Source organism: Rathayibacter rhapontici, assembly GCF_001995175.1.
In the GTDB taxonomy this organism is placed as follows: Bacteria; Actinomycetota; Actinomycetes; order Actinomycetales; family Microbacteriaceae; genus Rathayibacter.
The window spans coordinates 1-21,287 of record NZ_MUKN01000062.1; the positions used below are offsets into that span (position 1 = coordinate 1).

A 21,287-nucleotide genomic window follows, 5' to 3' on the forward strand; every position below is an offset into this window, starting at 1 on the left:
GCCCGCGAGGGATCCGCCTCGCACTGACCGGCCCCGGACGGCGCCGAGCGACCCTCCCGGCCCCCGCCCTCCTGGAACGATGGATCCGACCCGTCCCCGACCCTCCGGAGCCCCCATGACCGCCGCCCTCGGCTCACTCGTCCCCGTCCCCGCCTCGGAGCACCCCGAGCTGCTCCCCGAGGCCGTCCTCGCCGCGGCCGAGCGCGACGGCGTGCTCGGCGACCTGGGCGTCGTCGACATCGATCCCGCCCTCTCCGACACCGCGGCCACGAAGGAGCACTACGGCCTCGACGACGCCGACCTCGCCAACTGCGTCGTCGTCGCCGGCTCGCGCGGAGGGGAGGAGCGGATCGCCGCGTGCGTCGTGCTCGCCGACTCCCGCGCCGACGTCAACGGCGCCGTCCGCCGCCTCCTCGACGTGCGGAAGGCCTCGTTCCTGCCGATGGACCGCGCGGTCGCCGAATCGGGGATGGAGCACGGCGGCATCACCCCGGTCGGACTGCCCTCCGGCTGGCGCCTGCTCGTCGACGCCCGCGTGCTCCTGCGCCCGCTCGTCGTGATCGGCAGCGGAGTGCGCCGCTCCAAGATCGTGCTGCCGGGTTCGACGCTCGAGCGCCTCTCGGGCGCGAGATCGTCGAGGGTCTCGGGCTGCCGACGTCGATCTGAGGCCGGCCGGCCGCGCCCCTGCACTCCCGATCCGCCCGGGCAACCCGTACCTCCCCGAAACATGAGCGCCGTACGGTGGGCGCATGCGCGCAGAACTCACACTCGGCGCGGAGGAAGAGCTCCACCTGATCGACCTCGAGACGAAGCAGCTCTCCGCGCACGCACCCCAGGTGCTGGCGCGGTTGCCGAAGGCCAACTTCTCGGCCGAGCTGCAGCGGACCACGGTCGAGACGAACACGCCGGTCGTCGACTCGCTCGACGGTCTGCGGGAGCAGCTCATCACCCTCCGCAAGGCCGTCATCGACGCCGCGGCGCCCGACGGCATCGGCATCGCGGCGGTCGGCACGGCCCCGAGGTCCGAGCACAAGGACTTCGAGCTCACCAGCACCGGCCGCTACGGCCGGATGCAGGAGCAGTACCGGATGCTCGTGGACGAGCAGCTGATCTGCGGCACGCAGATCCACGTCGGGGTCTCGGACCGCGAGCTCGCGGTGCAGATCGCCCAGCGGATCGCGCGCGACCTGCCCGTGCTGCTCTCGGCGAGCGCGAGCAGCCCCTACTGGAACGGCCAGGACACCGGCTACGCGAGCATCCGCACGATCATCTGGCAGCGCTGGCCGAGCGCCGGGGCCACCGGTCCGCTCGCCTCCGCGGCCGAGTACGACCGCCTCCTCGACGATCTGATCGCCACCGGGGTGATCGCCGACTCCAAGATGGCCTACTTCGACGTCCGACCCTCCTCGCACGCGCCCACGCTCGAGCTGCGCGTCTGCGACGCGATGCCGATCGTCGACGACGCCGTGCTGGTGGCGGGCCTGTTCCGCGGTCTCGTCCGCTCGGCCGAGCTCGACATCGAGGCGGGCCGGCCGTTCCGCTCGACCCCGCCGCCGATCCAGCGCGCGGCCACCTGGCAGGCCGCCCGCGGCGGGCTCGCCGGCTCGCTCCTGGACCACACCGAGCACCCGCGGCCCGTCCCGGCGGCCGAGGCGCTGCGCAGCATGATCGCGCGCCTCCAGCCGGCGCTCGAGGAGCTCGGCGACCTCGAGCAGGTGCGGGAGCTGGCCGAGGCGCTGATCGCCCGGGGCAACTCGGCCGACCGGCAGCGCGCGGTGTTCGCCGAGCACGGCGCGCTCGAGGCCGTCGTCGACGCGGTCGTCGCCGAGACCCACGGGCCGGCGAGCGGACCGATCCTGCCGGCGCCGAGCCTGCGCACCTACCGCGTGCGAGCGGGCGACGAGGCGGTGGCGACCGGCGGACGTCCGCGCACCGCCTACCAGCCGATCCTCGAGCACTTCCGCGGACTCGGTCCCGAGCGGCTCGTCGAGCTGCACGCGGCGCGCGATGCGAAGGTGCTCGACGCGGGCATCTCCTTCCGGCTCGACGGCGAGGACCGCGCGTTCCCGGTCGACCTCGTGCCGCGGGTGCTCCAGGCGCACGAGTGGAGCGAGCTCGCCGCAGGGCTCGAGCAGCGCGCCCGCGCCCTCGAGTGCTTCCTGCAGGACGTCTACGGCGAGGGCCGCGCCGTCCGCGACGGCGTGGTCCGCCGTCCGGCCGGCACCGCGGGCTGGCGCGAGGAGGCGACCCGCTTGCCGCGCGGAGTGGTCCGCGGGCCGGTCATGGGCTTCGACCTCGTGCGCAACGAGTTCGGCGGCTGGCGCGTGCTGGAGGACAACCTCCGGAATCCCAGCGGCATGGCCTACGCCCTGGGCATCCGCTCGCTGCTCGACGACGTCCTGCCCGACCTGCCCCGGCCCACCGGGCTGCTCGACCCCGCCGACACCCTCGACGCGCTCCGCCGCACCCTCGCGGCGGGCGCCCGGCGCACCGACGGCCGCGAGCCCGTCCTGGCGCTGCTCTCGAGCGGTGCCGACAGCTCGGCCTGGTTCGAGCACCGCCGCCTGGCCGAGGGCGCGGGACTGCTGCTCCTCGAGCTCGGCGACCTCGAGGTCGAGGACGGACGCGTGCTCGCCTCCGGCACGCAGGTCGACGTGCTCTACCTGCGCCTGGACGACGAGCTGGCCGAGCTCGGCGTCGGCGACCGGCCGCTGGGCCGCGAGATCGTCGAGGTCGCGGCCTCCGGAGGGGTCTTCCTCGCCAACGCGCCGGGCAACGGCATCGCCGACGACAAGGCGCTCTACTGCGCCGTCCCCGAGCTGATCGGCTACTACCTCGACGAGCGCCCGCTGCTGGAGTCCGTGCCCACCTACCGGCCCGAGGACGAGGCCGAGCGCCGCATCGTCCTCGAGCGGGTCGGCGAGCTGGTGACCAAGCCGGTCGACGGCTACGGCGGCCGCGGTGTCATGATCGGCCCGTCCGCTCCCGCCGCCCGCGTCGCCGAGCGCCGCGCGGCGATCGCGGCCGACCCGGAGGGCTGGGTGGCGCAAGAGGTCGTGCGGCTGTCGTCGCTGCCGTCGTTCTCGGGCACCGAGCTGCAGCCGAGGCACGTCGACCTGCGCGCCTTCGTCTTCGTCACGGGCACCGGAGCCGCCGACGTGCGACTCGCTCCTCTCGCGCTGACCCGCGTCGCGGCCGAGGGCAGCATGATCGTCAACTCCTCGCGCGGCGGCGGCGCGAAGGACACCTGGATCGTGAGGGCCTGACATGTGCGGAGTGGCGGGGGAGATCCGGCTCGACGGCCGCCGGGCCGACGTGGAGGCCGTCGACCGGATGAGCGGCTGCCAGACCCACCGCGGCCCGGACGGCGACGGCCTGTGGGCGCGCGGCCCGGTCGCGCTGGCCCACCGCCGGCTCTCGATCATCGACCTGTCCGTCGCGGGCTCGCAGCCCATGATCGACTCCGCGCTCGGCCTCTCGATCGTCTTCAACGGCTGCATCTACAACTACGAGCAGCTCCGGACGGAGCTCGAGGCGAAGGGGCACCGCTTCTTCTCCCACTCCGACACCGAGGTGATCGGCAAGGCCTACGCCCAGTGGGGCGAGGACTGCGTCGACCGCTTCCTCGGCATGTTCGCCTTCGTGATCGTCGAGCACGAGTCGGGGCGCGTCGTGATGGCCCGCGACCGGCTCGGCATCAAGCCGCTGTACCTCGACGAGACGCGGGAGCGGATCCGCTTCGCCTCGACCGTGCAGGCGCTGCTGGCCGGCGGAGTCGCCGACACGTCGATCGACCGCACCGCACTGATGCTCTACCTGAGCTTCCACTCCGTCGTCCCCGCACCGCGGACGATCCTCGCCGGCGTCACCAAGCTGCCCCCGGCGACCGTCCGCGTCCTCGAGCCCGACGGCACGAGCCGCGAGCGCGTCTACTGGGAGCCCGTCTTCACCCGCGACTCCTCGCGCGCCGACTGGTCCGAGCAGGACTGGCAGGAGGCGCTCATCGCGTCGTTCCGCACGGCGGTCGAGCGGCGGATGGTCGCCGACGTGCCGGTCGGCGTGCTGCTGTCCGGCGGCATCGACTCCAGCCTCGTCGTCGCGCTGCTGGCCGAGGCAGGCCAGACCGGATTGCAGACCTTCTCGATCGGCTTCGACTCGGCCGGCGGAGAGTCCGGCGACGAGTTCGAGTACTCGACCCTGGTCGCCGAGCGCTTCGGCACCGACCACCACCGCATCCGGATCGACTCGTCGCGGCTGCTGCCCGGCATCGACGGCGCGATCGGGGCGATGAGCGAGCCGATGGTCTCGCACGACGCGGTCGCCTTCTACCTGCTGAGCCAGGACGTCTCGCAGCACGTGAAGGTGGTGCAGTCCGGTCAGGGCGCTGACGAGGTGCTCGGCGGCTACGACTGGTATCCGCCGCTGGCCGGAGTGCCGCGCGAGCGGGCCGCCCAGGCGTACGCGTCGGTGTTCTTCGACCGCGGCTTCCCGGAGCTGCAGGCGCTGCTGCGACCGGAGTGGCGCGGCGAGGACGCGGCGACCGCCTTCATCGCCGAGCGGTTCGCGCGGCCCGGTGCCGACACCTCCGTGGATGCGGCGCTGCGCAACGACACCACCGTGATGCTCGTGGACGACCCGGTGAAGCGCGTCGACAACATGACGATGGCGTGGGGGCTCGAGGCCCGCGTGCCGTTCCTCGACCACGAGTTCGTCGAGCTGGTCGGGCGGATCCCGCCGGAGCTCAAGCTGGCCGACGGCGGCAAGGGGGTGCTCAAGCGCGCTGTCCGGGGCATCGTGCCGGACGAGGTCGTCGACCGCACGAAGGGCTACTTCCCGGTGCCCGCGATCCGCCAGCTCGAGGGCCCGTACCTCGAGCGCGTGCGCGCGGCCCTGACCGACCCGTCCGCCCGGCGGCGCGGGATCTTCGACCCCGCCCTGGTCGACTCCCTGCTCGCCTCGCCCAACGAGACCCGCACGCGACTGGGCTCGAACGAGCTCTGGCAGCTGGCCCTGCTCGAGATGTGGCTGCAGGAGCACGGCGTCGGCTGACGCGGGCTGTTCGTCCCGCGTTCGCGTCCCGCGGAACACCGGCCCCGACGGGTGCCGGAGGATGGAGACCATGACCTCCACCGTGACGACCGGGCTCCTCGCCGCCGAGCAGCTCGGTCTCGACCTCGTGCACGCCTGGGGCAGCTGGGGCCCGTCGATGACTCCCGACGCCGCCCGAGCCGCCTTCATCAGCGATCGCGGAGGCGCACCCGAGGTCTGGGTGCAGGACGTCGTCGTCGACGGCGGGCTGCCCGAGGCGCACTGCATCCGCTTCACCGAGGACCCGGTGCTCTCGGTCTCGTGGTCGGCCGACTCCGCGTGGCTCGCCTGCCTGGTCGCGACCGACGGCGGTGTGCGCACGCAGGTCTGGGTGGTCCGGCCCGACGGCTCCGACGCCAAGCGCATCGCCGGCTCGCGCGACGCGCACGCCGAGCTCGGGCCGTGGACCCGCAGCGGCCACCACGTCGTCGTCACCGTGCCGTCGGCCGAGCCGGAGCAGCCCACCCGGTCGTTCCTCGTCGATCCGGTCACCGCCGAGCGGCGCCCGCTCGTCGACGGCGACCTCATCTCGGTGCTCGACCTGTCGACGGAGGAGCGCCTCGTCGTGGTCCGCGACGGCCAGCGCGGTCACCAGTACTGCTCGGTCGTCGATCGCCTGACCGACGAGAACCACCCCCTCCTGCCCGATTCGGGCACGGGATCGACGGACGTCGCGTTCCTGCGCCCCGCCCCGCTGAACGACAACGAGAGCCCGATCGTCGCCTACCTCGCGACCGACGTCGATCTGCCCCGGCGCCAGCTGGTCGCGATGCCGCTGGGCCCCGACGGCTGGCGCGGGCGGATCCGACGCCTCGCCGCCCGCGACGACGCCGAGCTCGAGGGCCTGGACGCGGACGACGCGGGGCACCTGCTGATGCTGGTCTGGAACGTCGCCGGCTCGAGCGAGATCGAGCTCTTCGACACGCTGACGGGTGAGCGCGTGCCCGTGACCGGGCTGCCCGGGCTCGTCGCCACGACTCCCGTGCTCTCCCGCGACGCAGCTCGGTGGTGCTCGGCGTCGAGGGGCCGGAGCGGCCGCGCGAGCTGTGGCGGATGGACACGGCGACCCACGAGTGGTCGCGCATCACGCAGGTGCCCGTCCTTCCGGCCGCCCCGCTCGTCGTGCCCACGCTCGAGCGCTTCACCGGCCGCGACGGCCTCGCGCTCTCGGGCTGGCTGTACCGGGCGCCGGGCGTGGAGGGCCCCGGGCCGGCGATGCTCAGCCTGCACGGCGGACCGGAGTCGCAGGAGCGGCCCACCTTCTCGGCGCAGCACCAGGCGGCGGCCGCCTCAGGGGTCTCGGTCTTCGCGCCGAACGTCCGCGGATCCTCCGGCTTCGGCCGCGACTTCGTGCACGCCGACGACGTCGAGCGCCGGTACGGGGCGTTCGACGACGTGCTCGCCGCCGCCGACTTCCTGGTCGACTCCGGAGTCGCGGACCGTTCGCGCATCGCCGTCACCGGCCGCTCCTACGGCGGCTACCTGACGCTGGCGTCGCTCGCGTTCTCCCCGGGGGTCTTCGCGGCCGGAGTCGACATCTGCGGCATGTCGCACCTGCTCACCTTCTACCGCGACACCGAGCCGTGGATCGCCTCGGCCGCGGTGACGAAGTACGGGCACCCGGAGCACGACGCCGAGCTGCTCGAGGAGCTGTCGCCGCTGGGCCGCGCCTTCGCGATCGACGTGCCGCTGCTCGTCGTGCACGGCGAGCTCGACACGAACGTGCCGCTGGGCGAGGCGACGCAGATCGTCGCCGCCCTGGAGGCGCTGGACCGGCCGGTGTCGTTCCTCCAGCTCGACGGCGAGGGGCACGAGTACCGCCGCGCCGACTCGAAGGAGCTGCTGCTGCTGTCGCTCGTGCGCTTCCTGCACACCGCGCTCGTACCGGCGGGCGAGCCGCTCGCGACCGTCGCGGGCTGAGTCCGGGCGGTCGGGTCCGCGAGCCCCGGGGGACGGTCAGCTCCGCTCGAACTCCTCGGCGAACGAGCCGTGGATCGGGCGGGCGGGGTCGTCGCCGACGGCCCGCGACGGGTCGTCGATCTCGACCGCGCGCGCGAGGTCCGGGGCGGCCGTGACCGGTCCGGCTCCAGCGCCCGCGAGGTCCTCGGGCAGGCCGTCGAGCAGCTCCTCGGCGATCCGGCTCGAGAGCCCGCTGCGCTCACCCGGTCCCGGGTCGCCCAGAGGATCCTCCGGCGCGTCGAGAGCCTCGTCGAGCCCCGACCGCGCGCCCTCCGGCGCATCGAGCCCGGAGGCGCCGAACCCCGACGTCGTGTCCTGCACCGCACGCTCCTGCACCGCTCGCTCCTGCCTCGGGCGCTCCGATCTCCCGGCGCGTTCCGTCCTGCGATGAGGATAGGACGCGGCGCGCCGATCAGTCGAGGAGCGCCCAGGAGTGGGGGTCGACCCGCACGCCGCCCACGGTGGCCGGGTCGTCGCCGATGTTGAGGGCGAGCCGGGCCGACTCGCCGCCCGGGCCCTCGGCGACCAGCAGCACCGACGCGTTCGCCAGGTCGACCGCGCTCGTCCGCGACTGCACGAGCCACGGGTGCCGGCGCCGGAACGCGATCACCTCCTGGTGCGCGCGGTACGCCTCGCCGCCCGGGAGGCCCGCGGGGTCGGCGGGGAAGGCGGGACGGATCGCGTCGTCGCCGCCGACGCGCTCCTCCTTCACTCCGCGCAGGCCCCGCTCGTCGCCGGACCAGATGCTCGGCACGCCGCCGACGAAGCCGAGCACCGCGATCGCGTGGCCGTGGTGCCGCTCGTCCGAGACGGCGCTGGCGAGGCGGGTCACGTCGTGGTTGCCGATGAAGGTGAGGGGGAGGAAGGAGTCGAGGAACTCGCCGTGCCGGGTCAGCGACCACGCGAGCTCGAACAGGTTGCGCTCCTCGAGGGAGTTGCGCACCGCCTTCCACAGCTCGTACTGGGTGACCGAGTCGAGGCCCGACTCGCGCACGTAGCCGGCGTAGTCGCCGTGGATGACCTCGCCGACGAACCACGCCTCGGGGAACCGCTCGCGCACCGGATCGATCGCCGCGCGCCAGGAGGCGGGCGCGACCGCGTAGGCGGCGTCGAGGCGCCAGCCGTCGATCCCGCGCTCGAGCCAGTGGGCGAGGACGGAGGAGACGTAGGCGGACACCTCGGGATTCGCGAGGTCGAGCTCGACGAGCGCCTCGTGCCCCTCGAAGACGTCGACGAGCAGGCCGTCGACCTCACGGGCGGAGTCGCTGCGCGAGAACCGCGCGGCCGCCGCCGAGCCGGGGCCCGCTGCCACCGCCTCGCGCCACCACGGGTGGTCGCGACCGACGTGGTTGAACACCCCGTCGAAGAGCACGCGGATCCCGCGCTCGCGGCAGGCCGCGATCAGGGCGTCCAGGTCGCCCTCGTCGCCGAGTCGCGGATCGACCCGGAAGTGGTCGACCGTGTCGTAGCCGTGCGTGCTCGAGGCGAACACCGGACCCAGCAGGAGGCCGTTGCAGCCCAGCGCGAGCAGGTCGTCGAGCCAGGGGAGGAGCGCCGGCAGCCGGTGCTGCACCGCCTCGGGGGCGTCGGCCGCCGCGGTCTCGGCGCCCGTGAACCCGAGCGGGTACACCTGCCACCAGATCGCCGTCGTGATCCAGCCGTCCGTCGTCTGCGCCATCCCGGCCGCCTTCCCTCCGCGCTCGGGCGCGCGTCCGGCCGAGTGTAGTGAGACGGGCTGGTCGGGCCCCGAGGGCTTGCGGACGACCGCCGCTCCGCTCACGGGCGCAGCCCCGCGATCCAGCCGAGCAGATCGCCCGCGCCGCGGAGGGTCGCCGGCACTGTGACCGTCGCCACCGCGAGGGCGAGCACGGCCGCCGCCGCGCCCGCCGCCCCGAGGCGGCGCTCACCGGGTCGGAGGAGGGCGGCGACCGCGACGACGAGCGCCGCCGCCGCCACTCTCACCGACGGGAGCGCCCAGACCGGGTGCACGGCCGACGTCAGGGCGAGCAGGCCGAGGGCCACCGCGGTCAGGCCGGCTCGCGCGGCGACCGGAGGCGCCGGAAGAGCACTGCGGAGCGGACGGGGGACGGCTCCGCAGGCCGGGAGGAGGTCGCGGGAGAGGGAGCGAGGGGGAGGAGGGTGAGCGGCATGCGCCGATCCTGACGAGCCCGACGGCCGGCCGGGCGGGCCGTCGGCGCATCGGTGGAGGAGCGCCCCGATCCGCGCCTGGGGAGGGCCCGAGGGGCTCCAGGAGCCTCCCGACGGCCCGGATCGGCGTGATTCCGGGCTTCTGCGCCCCGGAATCACGTGCATTGGCGGGTCGGGCTGGTAGGTTACCGACGGTCCGACCGGTTAGAGGGAGTCCGTCCCCGGCCGAGGACGATCCACAACCACCAGCTGTTCTCAACAGCACGAACGTCCTGGGAGGACACTCCAATGGCTGACAAGTCGCTCAACCGCACCGAGCTCGTCGCGAAGATCGCCGCGGACTCCGGCCAGAGCCAGGCCGCCGTCAACGGCGTCCTCGACTCGCTCTTCTCGACCCTCGCCGACTCCGTCTCCAACGACGTGAAGGTCACCATCCCCGGCTGGATCGCCGTCGAGCGCACCTCCCGCGCCGCGCGCACCGGCCGCAACCCCCAGACCGGTGAGACCATCCAGATCGCGGCCGGCCACTCGGTCAAGGTCTCGGCCGGCACCAAGCTCAAGGCCGCAGCGAAGTAGCTCCGGTCCACCGACGAAGGCCCCGGCGTCCGCGCCGGGGCCTTCGTCGTCCCCGCGGCTGCCGATCAGCCGGGGAACGTAGGCTTGACGGGTGAATCGAACCGTCCGGATCGCGGGGCCCGCGCTGCTGCTCGTCGCAGCCGCGCTCATCGCCCTCCTCGCGGCGCTCGCCTTCGGCCGCGGAGCCGCCGCGCCGCTCCTGAACGATCCGGGTCCCGTCGTCCGCTACGGCCTCCCCGTCGCGAAGCTCGCGGTCAACCTCGGTGCGGCCGGCATGATCGGCGCGCTCGTGCTGGCACTGTTCGCGCTGAGCCCCCGCTCCCCGGCGAAGCCGGCGAAGGTCTCGAAGCCCGCGCAGGACGAGCCGGCCGAGTCGCGCACGGAGTACTCCGTCGCCCTCGACGTCGCCGCCGCGAGCGCCGCCTTCTTCGCCGCCGCCGCGGCCGTCACCGGCTTCTTCACCTTCCTCAACGTCACGCAGACCCCGCTGAGCCTCGATCGTGACTTCGGCACCAAGCTCAGCTACTTCATCGGCAGCATCCCTGTCGGCCAGGCCTGGCTGATCACCACCCTGCTCGCCGCCGTCGTCACGGTGCTCTGCTTCGCCGTGCGCAATCAGACCGCGCTCGTCTTCGTCACCGCGATCGCGCTGCTGACCCTCCTCCCGATGGCGCAGCAGGGTCACGCCGCCGGTTCCGCCGGGCACGACGCCGCGGTCACCGCGCTGGGTCTGCACCTCGTCTTCGCCGCGATCTGGCTGGGCGGTCTCGTCACGGTCGTCGTGCTGCGGCCCCTCCTCGACGGTCCGCGCCTGCTGCCCGTGATCCAGCGCTACTCCAGCCTCGCGCTCGTCAGCTTCGTGGTCGTCGCGGCGTCGGGCTACCTCAGCGCCGAGCTGCGGCTGGCGAGCTTCGGCAACCTGCTCACCGGCTACGGGATCCTCGTGATCGTGAAGGTCGCGGCGCTGATCGCCCTCGGCCTCTTCGGCCTGGTCCAGCGCCGGTTCCTGATCGAGCGGATGCGCTCGGCCGGCGGCGCGGGCGGGCGCAGCTTCTGGTGGCTGGTCGCCGCCGAGGTCGCCTTCATGGGCATCGCCTCCGGGGTCGCCGCGGCACTCGCGCGCACCGCGACCCCCGTCGACCAGGTCGCCGCGAGCCAGCTGACCGACCCGACTCCCGCCCAGCTGCTCACCGGCGAGCCCCTGCCGCCCGTGGCGAGCGCGATGAACTTCGTGACCCTCTGGAACGTCGACCTGATCTGGCTGCTCGTCACCGGCTTCGGCATCGCGTTCTACGTGGCCGGCGTGCTCCGCCTGCGCCGACGGGGCGACTCCTGGCCCCTGCACCGCACGGTGCTGTGGATCGCGGGCATGCTCCTGCTGGCCTACATCACCAACGGCGGCGTGAACGTCTACGAGAAGTACCTGTTCAGCGCCCACATGCTCTCGCACATGGTGCTGACGATGGCGGTGCCGCTGCTGCTCGTGCCGGCCGCCCCGGTCACGCTGATCGCACGGGCGGTCGTCCGGCGGACGGACGGCTCCCGCGGGCCGCGCGAGTGGGTGCTGCTGGCCGTGCACTCGCGCTTCGGCACGATCGTGTCGCACCCGATCGTCGCGGCCGTGCTGTTCGTCGGCTCCCTCTGGGCCTTCTACTACTCGCCGCTGTTCCGCTGGGCGACGACCGACCACATCGGCCACGAGTGGATGATCGTGCACTTCCTGATCACCGGCTACCTCTTCGTCAGTGTGCTCATCGGAGTCGACCCCAGCTCGCACCAGGTGCCGTACCCGATGCGCCTGCTGCTGCTGCTGGGGACCATGGCCTTCCACGCCTTCTTCGGCCTCGCGCTCATGACGGGTGAGGGCCTCCTGCTCGCGGACTGGTACGGAGCGATGGGCTGGGGCAGCGACGCGCTCGCCGACCAGCGCGCCGCCGGCGGCATCGCCTGGAGCATCGGCGAGATCCCGACCCTCGCCCTCGCGATCGTCGTCGCGATGATGTGGAGCAGATCGGACGCCCGCGAGACGAAGCGGCGCGACCGGCAGGCCGACCGCACGGGCGAGGCGGAGCTCCACGAGTACAACGAGCGCCTCGCCGCCCTCGGCAAGCGCCGCTGACGCTCCTCCCCAGGGCGCCGTCGATCCCGGTCCCGCCCGTTCCGGATCGACGCCGCACGGCCGCGGGTACAGTGGACCGGTGACCCAGCCGACCCTCTCCGACGAGCAGCAGCGGGTGTTCGACCTCATCGAGAACACCCGGGAGCACCTGTTCGTCACCGGTCGCGCCGGCACCGGCAAGTCGACCCTGCTGAACCACCTGAGCTGGAACACCGACAAGCAGATCGTCATCTGCGCCCCCACGGGAGTCGCGGCGCTGAACGTGGGCGGTCAGACGATCCACTCGCTCTTCCGCCTGCCGATCGGCGTGATCGCCGACTCCGATCTCGATCAGACGCCCGAGCTGCGCAAGCTCCTCAACACCATCGACACCCTCGTCATCGACGAGATCTCGATGGTCAACGCCGATCTGCTCGACGGCATCGACCGCAGCCTCCGTCAGGCGCGGCAGCGGCGCTCCGAGCCGTTCGGAGGCGTGCAGGTCGTCCTCTTCGGCGATCCGTTCCAGCTCGCCCCGGTCCCGGGCGACCCCGAGGAGCGCGCCTACTTCGCCGACCGCTACCGCTCGCTGTGGTTCTTCGACGCGCTGGTCTGGCAGGAGGCTCCGCTGCGCATCGTCGAGCTCGGCCGGATCCACCGCCAGAGCGACGAGCGCTTCAAGTGGATGCTCAACGCCGTCCGCTTCGGCATGGTCACGAAGGAGATCGCCGACGTCCTGAACGAGGCCGGCGCGCGCACCCCGCCGACCGACGGGGCGATCACCCTCGCGACCCGCAACGACACCGTGAACCGGATCAACCAGACGGCGCTGGCCCGTCTCAAGGGCCCGCTCAAGACGGCGACCGCCGAGATCAGCGGCGACTTCGGCGGGCGCACCTACCCGGCCGACCAGAACCTCGAGCTCAAGATCGGCGCGCACGTGATGTTCCTCCGCAACGACGCGGAGCAGCGCTGGGTCAACGGCACGATCGGGATCGTGAAGAAGGTCGCCGGCACCGTCTGGGTCGAGGTCGACGGCGAGGTGCACGAGGTCGAGCCGGCCACCTGGGAGCGCTACCGCTACTCCTACTCGGCGGCGACCAAGAAGCTCACCCGCGAGATCGTGGCCGAGTTCGCCCAGTTCCCGCTCCGGCTCGCCTGGGCGGTCACGATCCACAAGTCGCAGGGCAAGACCTACGACTCGGCCGTGGTCGACCTCGGCCAGCGCGCCTTCGCCCCGGGGCAGACCTACGTCGCGCTCAGCCGCATCACGAGTCTCGAGGGCCTCTACCTCACGCGGCCCCTGCGGCCGAGCGACATCATCGTCGACAAGGACGTGCTGCGGTTCATGTCCGAGCGCCGGGCCGAGCCCGCCGCCGTCGCGACGGTCGAGGGCGACGCGGCGTCGGCCTGACGTCGTGATGCGCGATCAGGCCGCGACGCGGGAGCGTGCGAGGTCGCGGAACAGCTCGGTCGTCAGCCGGTACGCCTCCGCCACCTCGGCGATGACCCGGTCGCGCTCGGCGTCGTCCCAGTCGACCGCGTCGAGCTGCTCGCGGTACACGGCGCGGAACGCCGACGGCGTCGCGATCTCGCCGTACAGGTAGAAGCCGACGCCGTTCGTCTCGAAGCCGAAGCGGCGCTGGAGGAGCGCGCGCACGATGCTGCAGCCCGACAGGTCGCCGAGGTAGCGCGTGTAGTGGTGGGCGACGAACCCGCCGCTCCATCCGCTGGCCACGGTCGTGATGCGCTGCACGTACGCGGCCGTCGAGGGCAGGGGGCGGATGCGCTCGCGCCAGTCCTCGCCGATCAGGAACCGCAGGTCCTCGGCGATCGCGGGCAGGCGGGTGAGCTTGGCCGAGATGAAGGGGGCCGCGACCGGATCGTCGCCCATGCGGTCGGCGACCGCTTCGAGCGCCTCGTAGACGAAGTAGTGCTGCGAGACGAGCGCGATGTAGTCGTCGCGGCTGCCGGCGCCGGTCATCAGCGCGGTCATGAAGGCGGCGCCCTCGTCGTCCACCGCGCCGGACTGGCCGATGCGCTCGCGGAGTGCCTGCGAGAACGGGATCACGTTCGACACGAGGGCCTCCGATCGGCTTCTTAGGTTGGCCTTACCTTAGCCGACCGCGCGGAGGGAGGCCAGAGGCCGGAGCGTGTCGTGGACCGCTCAGTGCCCGTGCCCGTCCTGCACCACGCCCTGCATCTCTCCGGTGCCGCCCGGCCCGGCCGAGGTCGCGGCCATCGCCGGAGTCGCGAGCGCCGAGACGACGAGAGCCCCGGCCAGCAGGCCCAGCACCGTCCGACCGGCCGGCACCACGCGATCGGCGGAGGGGGCGCGCCGGAGCGATGCCGCCACGAGAGCCGCCGCGGCGAGCTGCAACACCCCGCCGGCGAGCGCGGGCAGCGGATCGCGCAGGAGCCCCGCGGCGAGGGCGGCGGCCGAGCAGACCGCCGTGGCGACGGGGACCGCGAGCACCACCCGCGGCAGGAGGATCCGGCCGCGGGCCAGGACGGCGACGGCCCACACGAGCTCGCCGGCGCCCGAGGAGCGCGAGCGCGATCAGCCAGGAGTCGTCCCGGACGGACGCGAGGCAGAGGTGGACCAGACCGGCGCCGAGGGCGGCCGAGGCGGCCCAGCCGCGGACGAGGGGATTCACGAGCGCCTCCGGCAGAAGAGGAAGGCCCCGGATCGACACACCGCATCGTGTCGTCCGGGGCCGTGGAGTCCGTCCGCCGCGGAAAACGGCGGGCCCGCGGCGGACGGAGTAGGAGGGGGCGGCTGTCGCCGCCCGGATTCAGGCGGTGGCCGCTCGCGACCGGGTCGACTTCTCGGTGCCCAGACCCACGCCCAGCAGCACGATCGCGCTGCCGAGGTGCAGGAAGTGGTCGGCCGTGTTGAGCGCGAGCACGTTCAGCGACGTGTTCACCACGAAGAAGCCGACGATGCCCAGGAGCAGGTACGCGGCTCCGACGACCGTGTTCACGGTCTTCGCGGCGGCGACCGTCGAGAGCCCGGCGATCAGCAGCGCTCCACCGATCAGCAGGTGGGCGATGTTGTGCATCGGGTTCACCTCGAAGATCCCGAGGAGCAGCCCACCGTCGGTGGCGAGGAACTGCACGCCGCCCGTCACGACGAAGCCGAGCAGCCCCACGAGGAGGTAGACCGCTCCGAAGGCGGTGGCGAGCAGGCGGTTGGGTGATCTGCGCATGGTGACTGGACCTCCTTCACGCGACGGCCCTGTGCCGACACCCCTTCTTCGTAACCCGCGCCGAGTCGGTTTGGAAACGGGGTGGACGTCTCGGGTCACGGTCCGGATACGAACGAGCCGGACGCCGTCGCGCGCCGTCCTCGAGCCCGGGCGCGCCCGTACAGTGGGGTCCGTTCCAGAGGATGTTCCGGGGGGAGCCGAGGGTCATGGTCGTGCGTCGCAAGCGGAGACGGGTCGCGGCTCTCGTCGTCCCCGCACTGGTCCTGGCCCTCGTCGGCTGCTCGCGCGGCACGGCCTCCGTCGTCCCCGATGCGCCGCCCGGCCCGGTGGCCGACGAGCTCGCGATCGCGCTCTCGGCCTTCGTCGACGAGGCGCGGGGCGCGGCCGGAGCGACGGGGGCCGTCGCCGGGGTCTGGTCGCCCTGGGCGGGCGGCTGGGAGACGGCGCTCGGCGTCGCCGGGGACGCCGACCCCACTCCGCTGACCACCGACGCGCACGTGCGCCTGGGAACGGGCGGGACGGAGGCGATGACCTGCGACGTGGTCGTCGCCCTCGCCGAGGAGGGGCGGCTGGACCTCGACGCGGACATCGCGCAGTCGCTCAGCTCCCTGCCAGGCATCGAGGGCACGACGCTCCGCCAGCTCTGCGCGCACACCTCCGGCCTCGCCGACTTCCGCTCGGCGCTCTGGCCGACCGTCCTGCAGAACCCCGTCCGGGAGTGGCCGACGATGGAGCTGATCTCGGCCGCGCAGGTCCGCGCGCCGTCGGCGCCTCCGGGAGCCGCCTGGTCCGACTCCGCCACCGGCCCCCTGCTGGCGGGGCTCGCCGCGTCGGAGGCGACCGGCCGCAGCGTCGCCGACCTCTACCGCGAGTACGTCGTCCCCCGGTACGGCCTGCGCAGCACCGCACTGCCCTCGGCGCGGACCCTCGAGCTGCCCGCCCCGGCGCCGCGCGGCTACGCGGCCGCGCTCGACCCGCGCACCGGGGCCGTGCAGTGCGAGGTGCGGCGCGACGTCGGCTCGGCCTCGCCCTCGGCACTCGGCGCCGCGGGCGCGTCGTCACCGACCTCGAGGACCTCCGACGGCTCGCGACCGGCCTCGCCGCCTCTCCCTCCGGTGAGGCGGTGTGGGCGGATCCGGTCCCTCAGGGTCAGGGCCGCGCCGAGTGGCTCCTCGCCGGTCTGGGCGGGCACGTGGCGGGCCCGCTGCGGGGCTTCTCGGGGGTGGCGCCCGGCTTCGTGACGGCCGCCTACTCCGACCCGGTGTCCGGGCTGACGGTCGCCGTGTCGTTCAACAGCTCGACCGCGGGGGCCGACTTCGCCGGGAACGTCGCGAGGGCGCTGGCGGCGCTCGCCGTCGAGCAGGGCGCGGCGTCGGGAGCGGCCGACCTGCCCGTCCTGCCGTGGACGTCCGAGGGCGAGCGCGTCGCCGCGCTCACCGTGCACCAGCGCTGCTGAGGCGGGTGGCAGGGGATCGCCGTCCCCTGACCGTGCACCGTCCCTCGCACCCCGAGTCGTGGTCCTACTGTGGGGTCATGCCGATCACTCCCGACACCAAGGACTGGACCTGGGCCGCCGAGCGCCCCTGCCTCGAGTGCGGATTCGACGCCTCGCTCGTCGACGCGTCCGACGTCTCCCACCTCATCCGCGAGAACGCCGCCGCGTGGCCGTACGTCCTGGAGCGCGACGACGCCGCGGGCCGGCCCGACGACGAGACGTGGTCGCCCCTGGAGTACGCGGCGCACGTGCGCGACGTGCACCGGATCTACCGCACGCGCCTGGGCCTGATGCTCGCGGGCGACGACCCGCTGTTCCCCAACTGGGACCAGGACGTCACCGCCGTCGAGGACCGCTACTCGGAGCAGGACCCGGCCGTCGTCGGCCGCGAGCTCGTTCAGGAGGGGGGCCTGATCGCCGACGTCTTCGACGGCGTGACGGGCCCGCAGTGGCAGTACCCCGGCCGCCGCAGCGACGGGGCCGTTTTCACCGTCGAGACGATGGCGCGCTACTACCTGCACGACGTCCAGCACCACCTGCACGACGTCCGCGGCTGAGCGCGGAGCCTGCTCAGTAGTCGATGAGCTGCGGGTTGAGGAACGACACCGTCCGGGCGTAGGCGAGCGCCGCGGAGGAGGGGTCGACGGCCTCGTGCAGGGTCCCGTTCGCGAAGTGCCGGACGGTGCCCGGGTAGGTGTGCGCCGTGACGGGCGTGCCCGCCTCCTTCAGCCGACCCACGAACGCCTCCGGGTCGTCGCCGTCGGGCCACTCGTCGCTCTGCGCGTAGTGGAGCAGCGTCGGGCACGGCACGAGCGCGTGCTCGTCCTGCCCGAGCGTCGCGTAGTACGCGACGACCGCGTCGACGAGCCCGGTGGCGGCGGCGAGCAGGCCGAGCCGTCCGCCGAAGCCGAAGCCGATGATGGCGCTGCGCTGCGCTCCCTCGGCCGCTCCGGAGCGGACCGCGTCGGCGATCGCGGCCATCGCGCGATCCTGCGCGGTCATCGCGGCGAGGTCGCGGGCGTCCTCCGGGGCGAGCGTCGCCCAGCCGTCGTAGAGGTCGGGGACGAGCACGTGGTAGCCGTGCTTCGAGACGGCCTCGGCGAAGGGCTCCATCCACGAGAGCCGGCCGAACACGTCGTGGAGCACGACGACGACCGGGCGGCCGGGGCGCCCGTACTCCAGGGCGATGCCCGGCGACGGGATCTGGACGAGCTCTGTCACTCCTCCACCCTGCACCGCGATGTCTCGCATCCCGCGCGTTCGCGGTGATCCTCTCGGCGTGTCGCCCGATGGGGGCGCCTGAGGGGGAGCGGAAGGGAGGAGGTCTGTGGAGCGAGTGACGGGAATCGAACCCGCGCCATCTGCTTGGGAAGCAGAAGTTCTACCATTGAACTACACTCGCGCGGCGCCTCGGAGGCGCACTCGATCATCGTAGCAAGGCCTGCACGCGCCCCACGCCGGGGGCGCCGCCCCACGCCCTAGGATCGCCTCGTGCTGCTCTCCGATCGCGACATCCAGACCGAACTGTCCTCCGGCCGCGTCGGTCTCGACCCGCACGACCCGGCGATGATCCAGCCCTCGTCCGTCGATGTGCGCCTCGACCGCTTCTTCCGGCTGTTCGACAACCACCGGTACCCCTACATCGATCCGGCCGAGGACCAGCCGGACCTCACGCGGCTGGTCGAGACCCCGCAGGGCGAGCCGTTCATCCTGCACCCGGGCGAGTTCGTGCTCGGATCGACGTACGAGGCGGTCACGCTCCCCGACGACATCGCGGCCAGGCTCGAGGGCAAGAGCTCGCTCGGACGCCTGGGGCTGCTGACGCACTCGACCGCCGGGTTCATCGATCCCGGCTTCACCGGCCACGTGACGCTCGAGCTCAGCAACGTCGCGACGCTGCCGATCACGCTCTGGCCGGGCATGAAGATCGGCCAGATGTGCTTCTTCCGCCTCAGCTCGCCGGCCGAGAAGCCCTACGGATCCGCGGAGTACTTCTCGCGCTACCAGGGCCAGCGCGGTCCGACCGCGTCCCGCTCGTCGCTCAACTTCCACCGCACGGACGTCTACGGCGACTGAGGGCGCCGGGCGTCTCTCAGCCCAGGAGGCGGGGGAGCTGCAGCACGAGCCAGGGCGAGAAGGCCCACGGAGCCGCGCGCACCGAGGCCAGCGTGGCCTCCGGGTCGACCCACTCGAAGTCCATGACCTCGTCCGCCCGCGGCGACAGCGCGTCGCGGCTCGAGAGGGTCGCGGTGTACACCGGGCAGATCTCGTTCTCGACGATCCCGGAGGCGTCGACCGCGCGGTAGCGGAAGTCCGGCAGCGCCACTTCCAGCGTCTCGAGGCGGGCGCCGAGCTCGCGCTCGGCACGTCGGACCACGGCGTCCTCGATCCGCTCGCCGGGGGCGGGGTGGCCGCAGAACGAGTTGGTCCAGACGCCCGGCCACGTGCGCTTGCCGAGCGCGCGGCGCGTGACGAGCAGGGCGCCGTCCGGTGCGAACACGTGGCAGGAGAACGCCAAGTGAAGCGCCGTCTCCGTGTCGTGCACCGTCGCCTTGTCGGCGACGCCGATGGCGCCGCCCGTCTCGTCCAGCAGGACGACCTGCTCGATCTCGTCCTCGCGCACGGCGATTCCTCCCGAAGTCATGGCTGTAAGTCAAGCACGAGGAGGGAACTCAGCCGGCTTAGTGCTAGATGACCGAACTTGTTAGCCTCTCCCTCGTGGATACACGCGACCCCGTGGTTCTTTCCCGGAAGCGGCAGGAACACGTCGATGCCGTGCTCGACCGGTTCTTCTCCCTGGCGCGCGCCCGGGCGGAGCGGCTGGGGACGCGGTACACGACCCTGTGGCAGACGCTCGAGGCCAACACCCGCGGGGGCAAGCGCTTCCGCCCCCTCATGGTGATCTCGGCCTACGAGGCTCTCGGCGGGCGCGACTCGGAGGCGCCGCGCATCTCGGAGCCGCCTTCGAGCTCCTGCACACCGCGCTGATCGTCCACGACGACGTGATCGACCGCGACTTCGTCCGCCGCGGCGGGCCCAACGTCTCCGGCAGCTACCGCGACGAGGCGACCACCGCCGGTCTCTCCATCCCTATCGCCGAGCACCGCGGCACCTCCGTCGCCGTCATCGCCGGCGACCTCGCGCTGACCGGCGCCCACCGCCTGATCGAGGGCGTCGGAGCGGACGACGCCGTCCGCGCGCGGCTGCTCACCCTCCTCGACGAGGCCGTCTTCGCCTCGGCGGCGGGGGAGCTCGCCGACGTCGACTTCTCGCTCATGCCCGGCATGCCCTCGGTCGAGGAGGTGCTCGAGATGGAGCGCCTCAAGACCGCCGTCTACTCGTTCGAGGCGCCGCTGCAGGCGGGCGCGATCCTGGCCGGGGCCTCCGACGAGGCCGTCGAGGCTCTGGGCGAGTTCGGCCGCTGCATCGGCATCGCCTATCAGATCGTCGACGACCTGCTGGGTGTCTTCGGCTCGGAGGGGCAGACCGGCAAGACCACGCTGGGCGACCTGCGCGAGGGCAAGCGCACGGTCCTGATCGCGCACGCCGCGGGGACCGACTGCTGGCCCGAGATCGAGGGCCTCATCGGCGACGAGCACCTCAGCGGCGAGACCGCCGAGCGGGTGCGCCGGATCCTCGAGGAGTGCGGCGCCCGCGGGTTCGCCGAGTCCCTCGCCGGCGATTTCGCGAACCGCGCCTGGGAGGCCCTCGGCACCCCGGCCGTCTCCGAGGCGTTCCGCGTCGAGGTGCGCCCGCTCGTCGCGAGCGTCGTCGGACGCACCCGATGACCCCCGTCGTGCCAGGCCGCCACGCGCGGCCCTCCGCACCGATGACCCCCTGCACATCCACGACCCGTACGGTGGCACGATGACCCGGCAGAGCGAACTGTACGACCGAGTCGCGCACGAGGCGTCCGCGCAGGTGATCCGCAGCTACTCCACGTCGTTCGGACTCGCCACGCGGCTGCTCGGGCGCGGCGTCCGCGAGCGGGTGGAGGACGTCTACGCCCTGGTGCGCGTCGCCGACGAGATCGTCGACGGGGTCGCCGAGGCGGCCGACCTCGACCGCTCCGCCGTCGAGGAGGCCCTCGACGCGTTCGAGGCCGAGACCGACCGCGCCCTCGACTCCGGCTACAGCTCGAACCTCGTCGTGCACGCCTTCGCCAGGACCGCGAGGGCGACCGGGTTCGGCACCGAGCTGACCCGTCCCTTCTTCGCCTCGATGCGGGCAGACCTCCGCGAGACCGTGCACACGCCCGAGTCGTTCGAGCGCTACGTCTACGGCTCGGCCGAGGTCGTGGGGCTGATGTGCCTGCACGTGTTCCTCGCCGCCCCGGATGCGGGCCACGTCGCGCCCGCCGCCCGCGAGCGCCTGGTCGCCGGTGCCCGCCGCCTGGGCTCCGCGTTCCAGAAGGTCAACTTCCTCCGCGACCTGGCGGCCGACGTCGACGGCCTCGGACGCAGCTACTTCCCGGGCGTCGACCCGCGCGCGTTCTCCGAGACGGACAAGGCGGTGCTGCTCGCCGACCTCGACGACGACCTCGCCGAGGCCGCCGCGATCATCCCGGAGCTGCCCCGCTCCAGCCGCCGCGCCGTCGTGCTCGCGCACTCGCTCTTCCAGGCGCTCGCCGACCGCATCCGCGAGACGCCGGCCGAGGAGCTGCTCCGCGCCCGCGTCAGCGTGCCGACGGCCACGAAGACGGCGCTGGCCGCCC

General features: G+C 73.1%; 21 protein-coding genes, 1 tRNA gene and 1 pseudogene. 14 read left to right on the forward strand and 9 right to left on the reverse strand.

Annotated features, from left to right (window positions below; translation table 11 throughout):
* Positions 1–115 precede the first annotated feature (115 nt).
* The 4 genes and pseudogenes from B0T42_RS16015 to B0T42_RS20730 all read left to right on the forward strand — a co-directional run.
* Positions 116–556: pseudogene (locus tag B0T42_RS16015) on the forward strand (YbaK/EbsC family protein); the annotation flags it as partial.
* A 193-nt stretch (positions 557–749) separates the two neighbouring features.
* Positions 750–3,266, forward strand: a complete 2,517-nt coding sequence (locus B0T42_RS16020) for a carboxylate--amine ligase/circularly permuted type 2 ATP-grasp protein (RefSeq protein WP_077224066.1) — start codon at positions 750–752, stop codon at positions 3,264–3,266.
* Between the two features lies 1 nt (position 3,267).
* Positions 3,268–5,049, forward strand: coding sequence for an N-acetylglutaminylglutamine amidotransferase (locus B0T42_RS16025; RefSeq protein WP_077224067.1), 1,782 nt, complete (start codon positions 3,268–3,270; stop codon positions 5,047–5,049).
* A 1,092-nt stretch (positions 5,050–6,141) separates the two neighbouring features.
* Complete coding sequence (locus B0T42_RS20730) at positions 6,142–7,008, forward strand: alpha/beta hydrolase family protein (protein WP_201788566.1); 867 nt, start codon at positions 6,142–6,144, stop codon at positions 7,006–7,008.
* Positions 7,009–7,044: 36 nt separating this feature from the next.
* On the opposite strand, the gene B0T42_RS16035 is transcribed toward B0T42_RS20730, so the two are convergent.
* The 3 genes from B0T42_RS16035 to B0T42_RS16045 form a co-directional block, all read right to left on the reverse strand.
* Positions 7,045–7,368, reverse strand: a complete 324-nt coding sequence (locus B0T42_RS16035; protein ID WP_139344544.1) for a hypothetical protein — start codon at positions 7,366–7,368, stop codon at positions 7,045–7,047.
* A gap of 91 nt (positions 7,369–7,459) precedes the next feature.
* Positions 7,460–8,725: an alpha-amylase family glycosyl hydrolase gene (locus B0T42_RS16040; RefSeq protein WP_077224069.1), complete on the reverse strand. Its 1,266-nt coding sequence runs from the start codon at positions 8,723–8,725 to the stop codon at positions 7,460–7,462.
* Between the two features lie 98 nt (positions 8,726–8,823).
* Positions 8,824–9,069, reverse strand: a complete 246-nt coding sequence (locus B0T42_RS16045) for a hypothetical protein (protein WP_077224070.1) — start codon at positions 9,067–9,069, stop codon at positions 8,824–8,826.
* 414 nt (positions 9,070–9,483) lie between these two features.
* Here B0T42_RS16045 and B0T42_RS16050 point away from each other — a divergent pair, with 414 nt between their 5' ends.
* The 3 genes from B0T42_RS16050 to B0T42_RS16060 all read left to right on the forward strand — a co-directional run bounded on the left by B0T42_RS16050 (position 9,484) and on the right by B0T42_RS16060 (position 13,283).
* Complete coding sequence (locus B0T42_RS16050; RefSeq protein ID WP_055786347.1) at positions 9,484–9,771, forward strand: HU family DNA-binding protein; 288 nt, start codon at positions 9,484–9,486, stop codon at positions 9,769–9,771.
* A gap of 91 nt (positions 9,772–9,862) precedes the next feature.
* On the forward strand, positions 9,863–11,890 hold the full coding sequence (locus B0T42_RS16055; protein ID WP_201788567.1) for a bifunctional copper resistance protein CopD/cytochrome c oxidase assembly protein: 2,028 nt from the start codon (positions 9,863–9,865) through the stop codon (positions 11,888–11,890).
* Positions 11,891–11,969: 79 nt separating this feature from the next.
* Positions 11,970–13,283: an ATP-dependent DNA helicase gene (locus tag B0T42_RS16060; protein WP_077224071.1), complete on the forward strand. Its 1,314-nt coding sequence runs from the start codon at positions 11,970–11,972 to the stop codon at positions 13,281–13,283.
* Between the two features lie 15 nt (positions 13,284–13,298).
* Here the strand turns inward: B0T42_RS16060 and B0T42_RS16065 are convergent, their stop codons facing one another.
* The 3 genes from B0T42_RS16065 to B0T42_RS16075 all read right to left on the reverse strand — a co-directional run bounded on the left by B0T42_RS16065 (position 13,299) and on the right by B0T42_RS16075 (position 15,078).
* On the reverse strand, positions 13,299–13,949 hold the full coding sequence (locus B0T42_RS16065) for a biliverdin-producing heme oxygenase (protein WP_077224072.1): 651 nt from the start codon (positions 13,947–13,949) through the stop codon (positions 13,299–13,301).
* A gap of 87 nt (positions 13,950–14,036) precedes the next feature.
* The gene (locus tag B0T42_RS16070) at positions 14,037–14,396 is read right to left on the reverse strand and encodes a hypothetical protein (RefSeq protein ID WP_077224073.1); all 360 of its coding nucleotides are present in this window, start codon (positions 14,394–14,396) and stop codon (positions 14,037–14,039) included.
* A 268-nt stretch (positions 14,397–14,664) separates the two neighbouring features.
* Positions 14,665–15,078, reverse strand: a complete 414-nt coding sequence (locus B0T42_RS16075; protein ID WP_056866327.1) for a DUF4383 domain-containing protein — start codon at positions 15,076–15,078, stop codon at positions 14,665–14,667.
* A gap of 206 nt (positions 15,079–15,284) precedes the next feature.
* On the opposite strand from B0T42_RS16075, the gene B0T42_RS16080 reads away from it, so the two are divergent.
* From B0T42_RS16080 to B0T42_RS16090, 3 genes are all read left to right on the forward strand, one after another.
* Positions 15,285–16,319: a serine hydrolase domain-containing protein gene (locus tag B0T42_RS16080; RefSeq protein WP_158078157.1), complete on the forward strand. Its 1,035-nt coding sequence runs from the start codon at positions 15,285–15,287 to the stop codon at positions 16,317–16,319.
* The gene (locus tag B0T42_RS16085) at positions 16,301–16,534 is read left to right on the forward strand and encodes a hypothetical protein (RefSeq protein ID WP_139344545.1); all 234 of its coding nucleotides are present in this window, start codon (positions 16,301–16,303) and stop codon (positions 16,532–16,534) included. The genes B0T42_RS16080 and B0T42_RS16085 overlap by 19 nt, the downstream gene beginning before the upstream one ends.
* 77 nt (positions 16,535–16,611) lie before the next feature.
* Positions 16,612–17,130: a DinB family protein gene (locus tag B0T42_RS16090; protein ID WP_077224076.1), complete on the forward strand. Its 519-nt coding sequence runs from the start codon at positions 16,612–16,614 to the stop codon at positions 17,128–17,130.
* Between the two features lie 13 nt (positions 17,131–17,143).
* Here the strand turns inward: B0T42_RS16090 and B0T42_RS16095 are convergent, their stop codons facing one another.
* Positions 17,144–17,794: a dienelactone hydrolase family protein gene (locus tag B0T42_RS16095; RefSeq protein ID WP_077224080.1), complete on the reverse strand. Its 651-nt coding sequence runs from the start codon at positions 17,792–17,794 to the stop codon at positions 17,144–17,146.
* 107 nt (positions 17,795–17,901) lie between these two features.
* Positions 17,902–17,975, reverse strand: a tRNA-Gly gene (locus B0T42_RS16100).
* 89 nt (positions 17,976–18,064) lie between these two features.
* Here B0T42_RS16100 and dcd point away from each other — a divergent pair.
* Positions 18,065–18,649 (forward strand): dCTP deaminase, encoded by a 585-nt coding sequence (gene dcd / locus B0T42_RS16105; RefSeq protein ID WP_077224077.1) that lies wholly within the window; start codon positions 18,065–18,067, stop codon positions 18,647–18,649.
* 16 nt (positions 18,650–18,665) lie between these two features.
* Here dcd and idi read toward each other — a convergent pair whose 3' ends face one another.
* Positions 18,666–19,217, reverse strand: a complete 552-nt coding sequence (gene idi, locus B0T42_RS16110; protein ID WP_077224078.1) for an isopentenyl-diphosphate Delta-isomerase — start codon at positions 19,215–19,217, stop codon at positions 18,666–18,668.
* Positions 19,218–19,348: 131 nt separating this feature from the next.
* Here idi and B0T42_RS21580 point away from each other — a divergent pair, with 131 nt between their 5' ends.
* The 3 genes from B0T42_RS21580 to B0T42_RS16120 form a co-directional block, all read left to right on the forward strand.
* On the forward strand, positions 19,349–19,561 hold the full coding sequence (locus tag B0T42_RS21580) for a hypothetical protein (protein WP_236720353.1): 213 nt from the start codon (positions 19,349–19,351) through the stop codon (positions 19,559–19,561).
* Complete coding sequence (locus B0T42_RS16115; RefSeq protein WP_236720352.1) at positions 19,561–20,361, forward strand: polyprenyl synthetase family protein; 801 nt, start codon at positions 19,561–19,563, stop codon at positions 20,359–20,361. The genes B0T42_RS21580 and B0T42_RS16115 overlap by 1 nt, the downstream gene beginning before the upstream one ends.
* A 79-nt stretch (positions 20,362–20,440) precedes the next feature.
* Positions 20,441–21,287 (forward strand): phytoene/squalene synthase family protein (locus B0T42_RS16120; protein ID WP_158078158.1); only part of this gene is annotated, 847 nt, incomplete at its 3' end.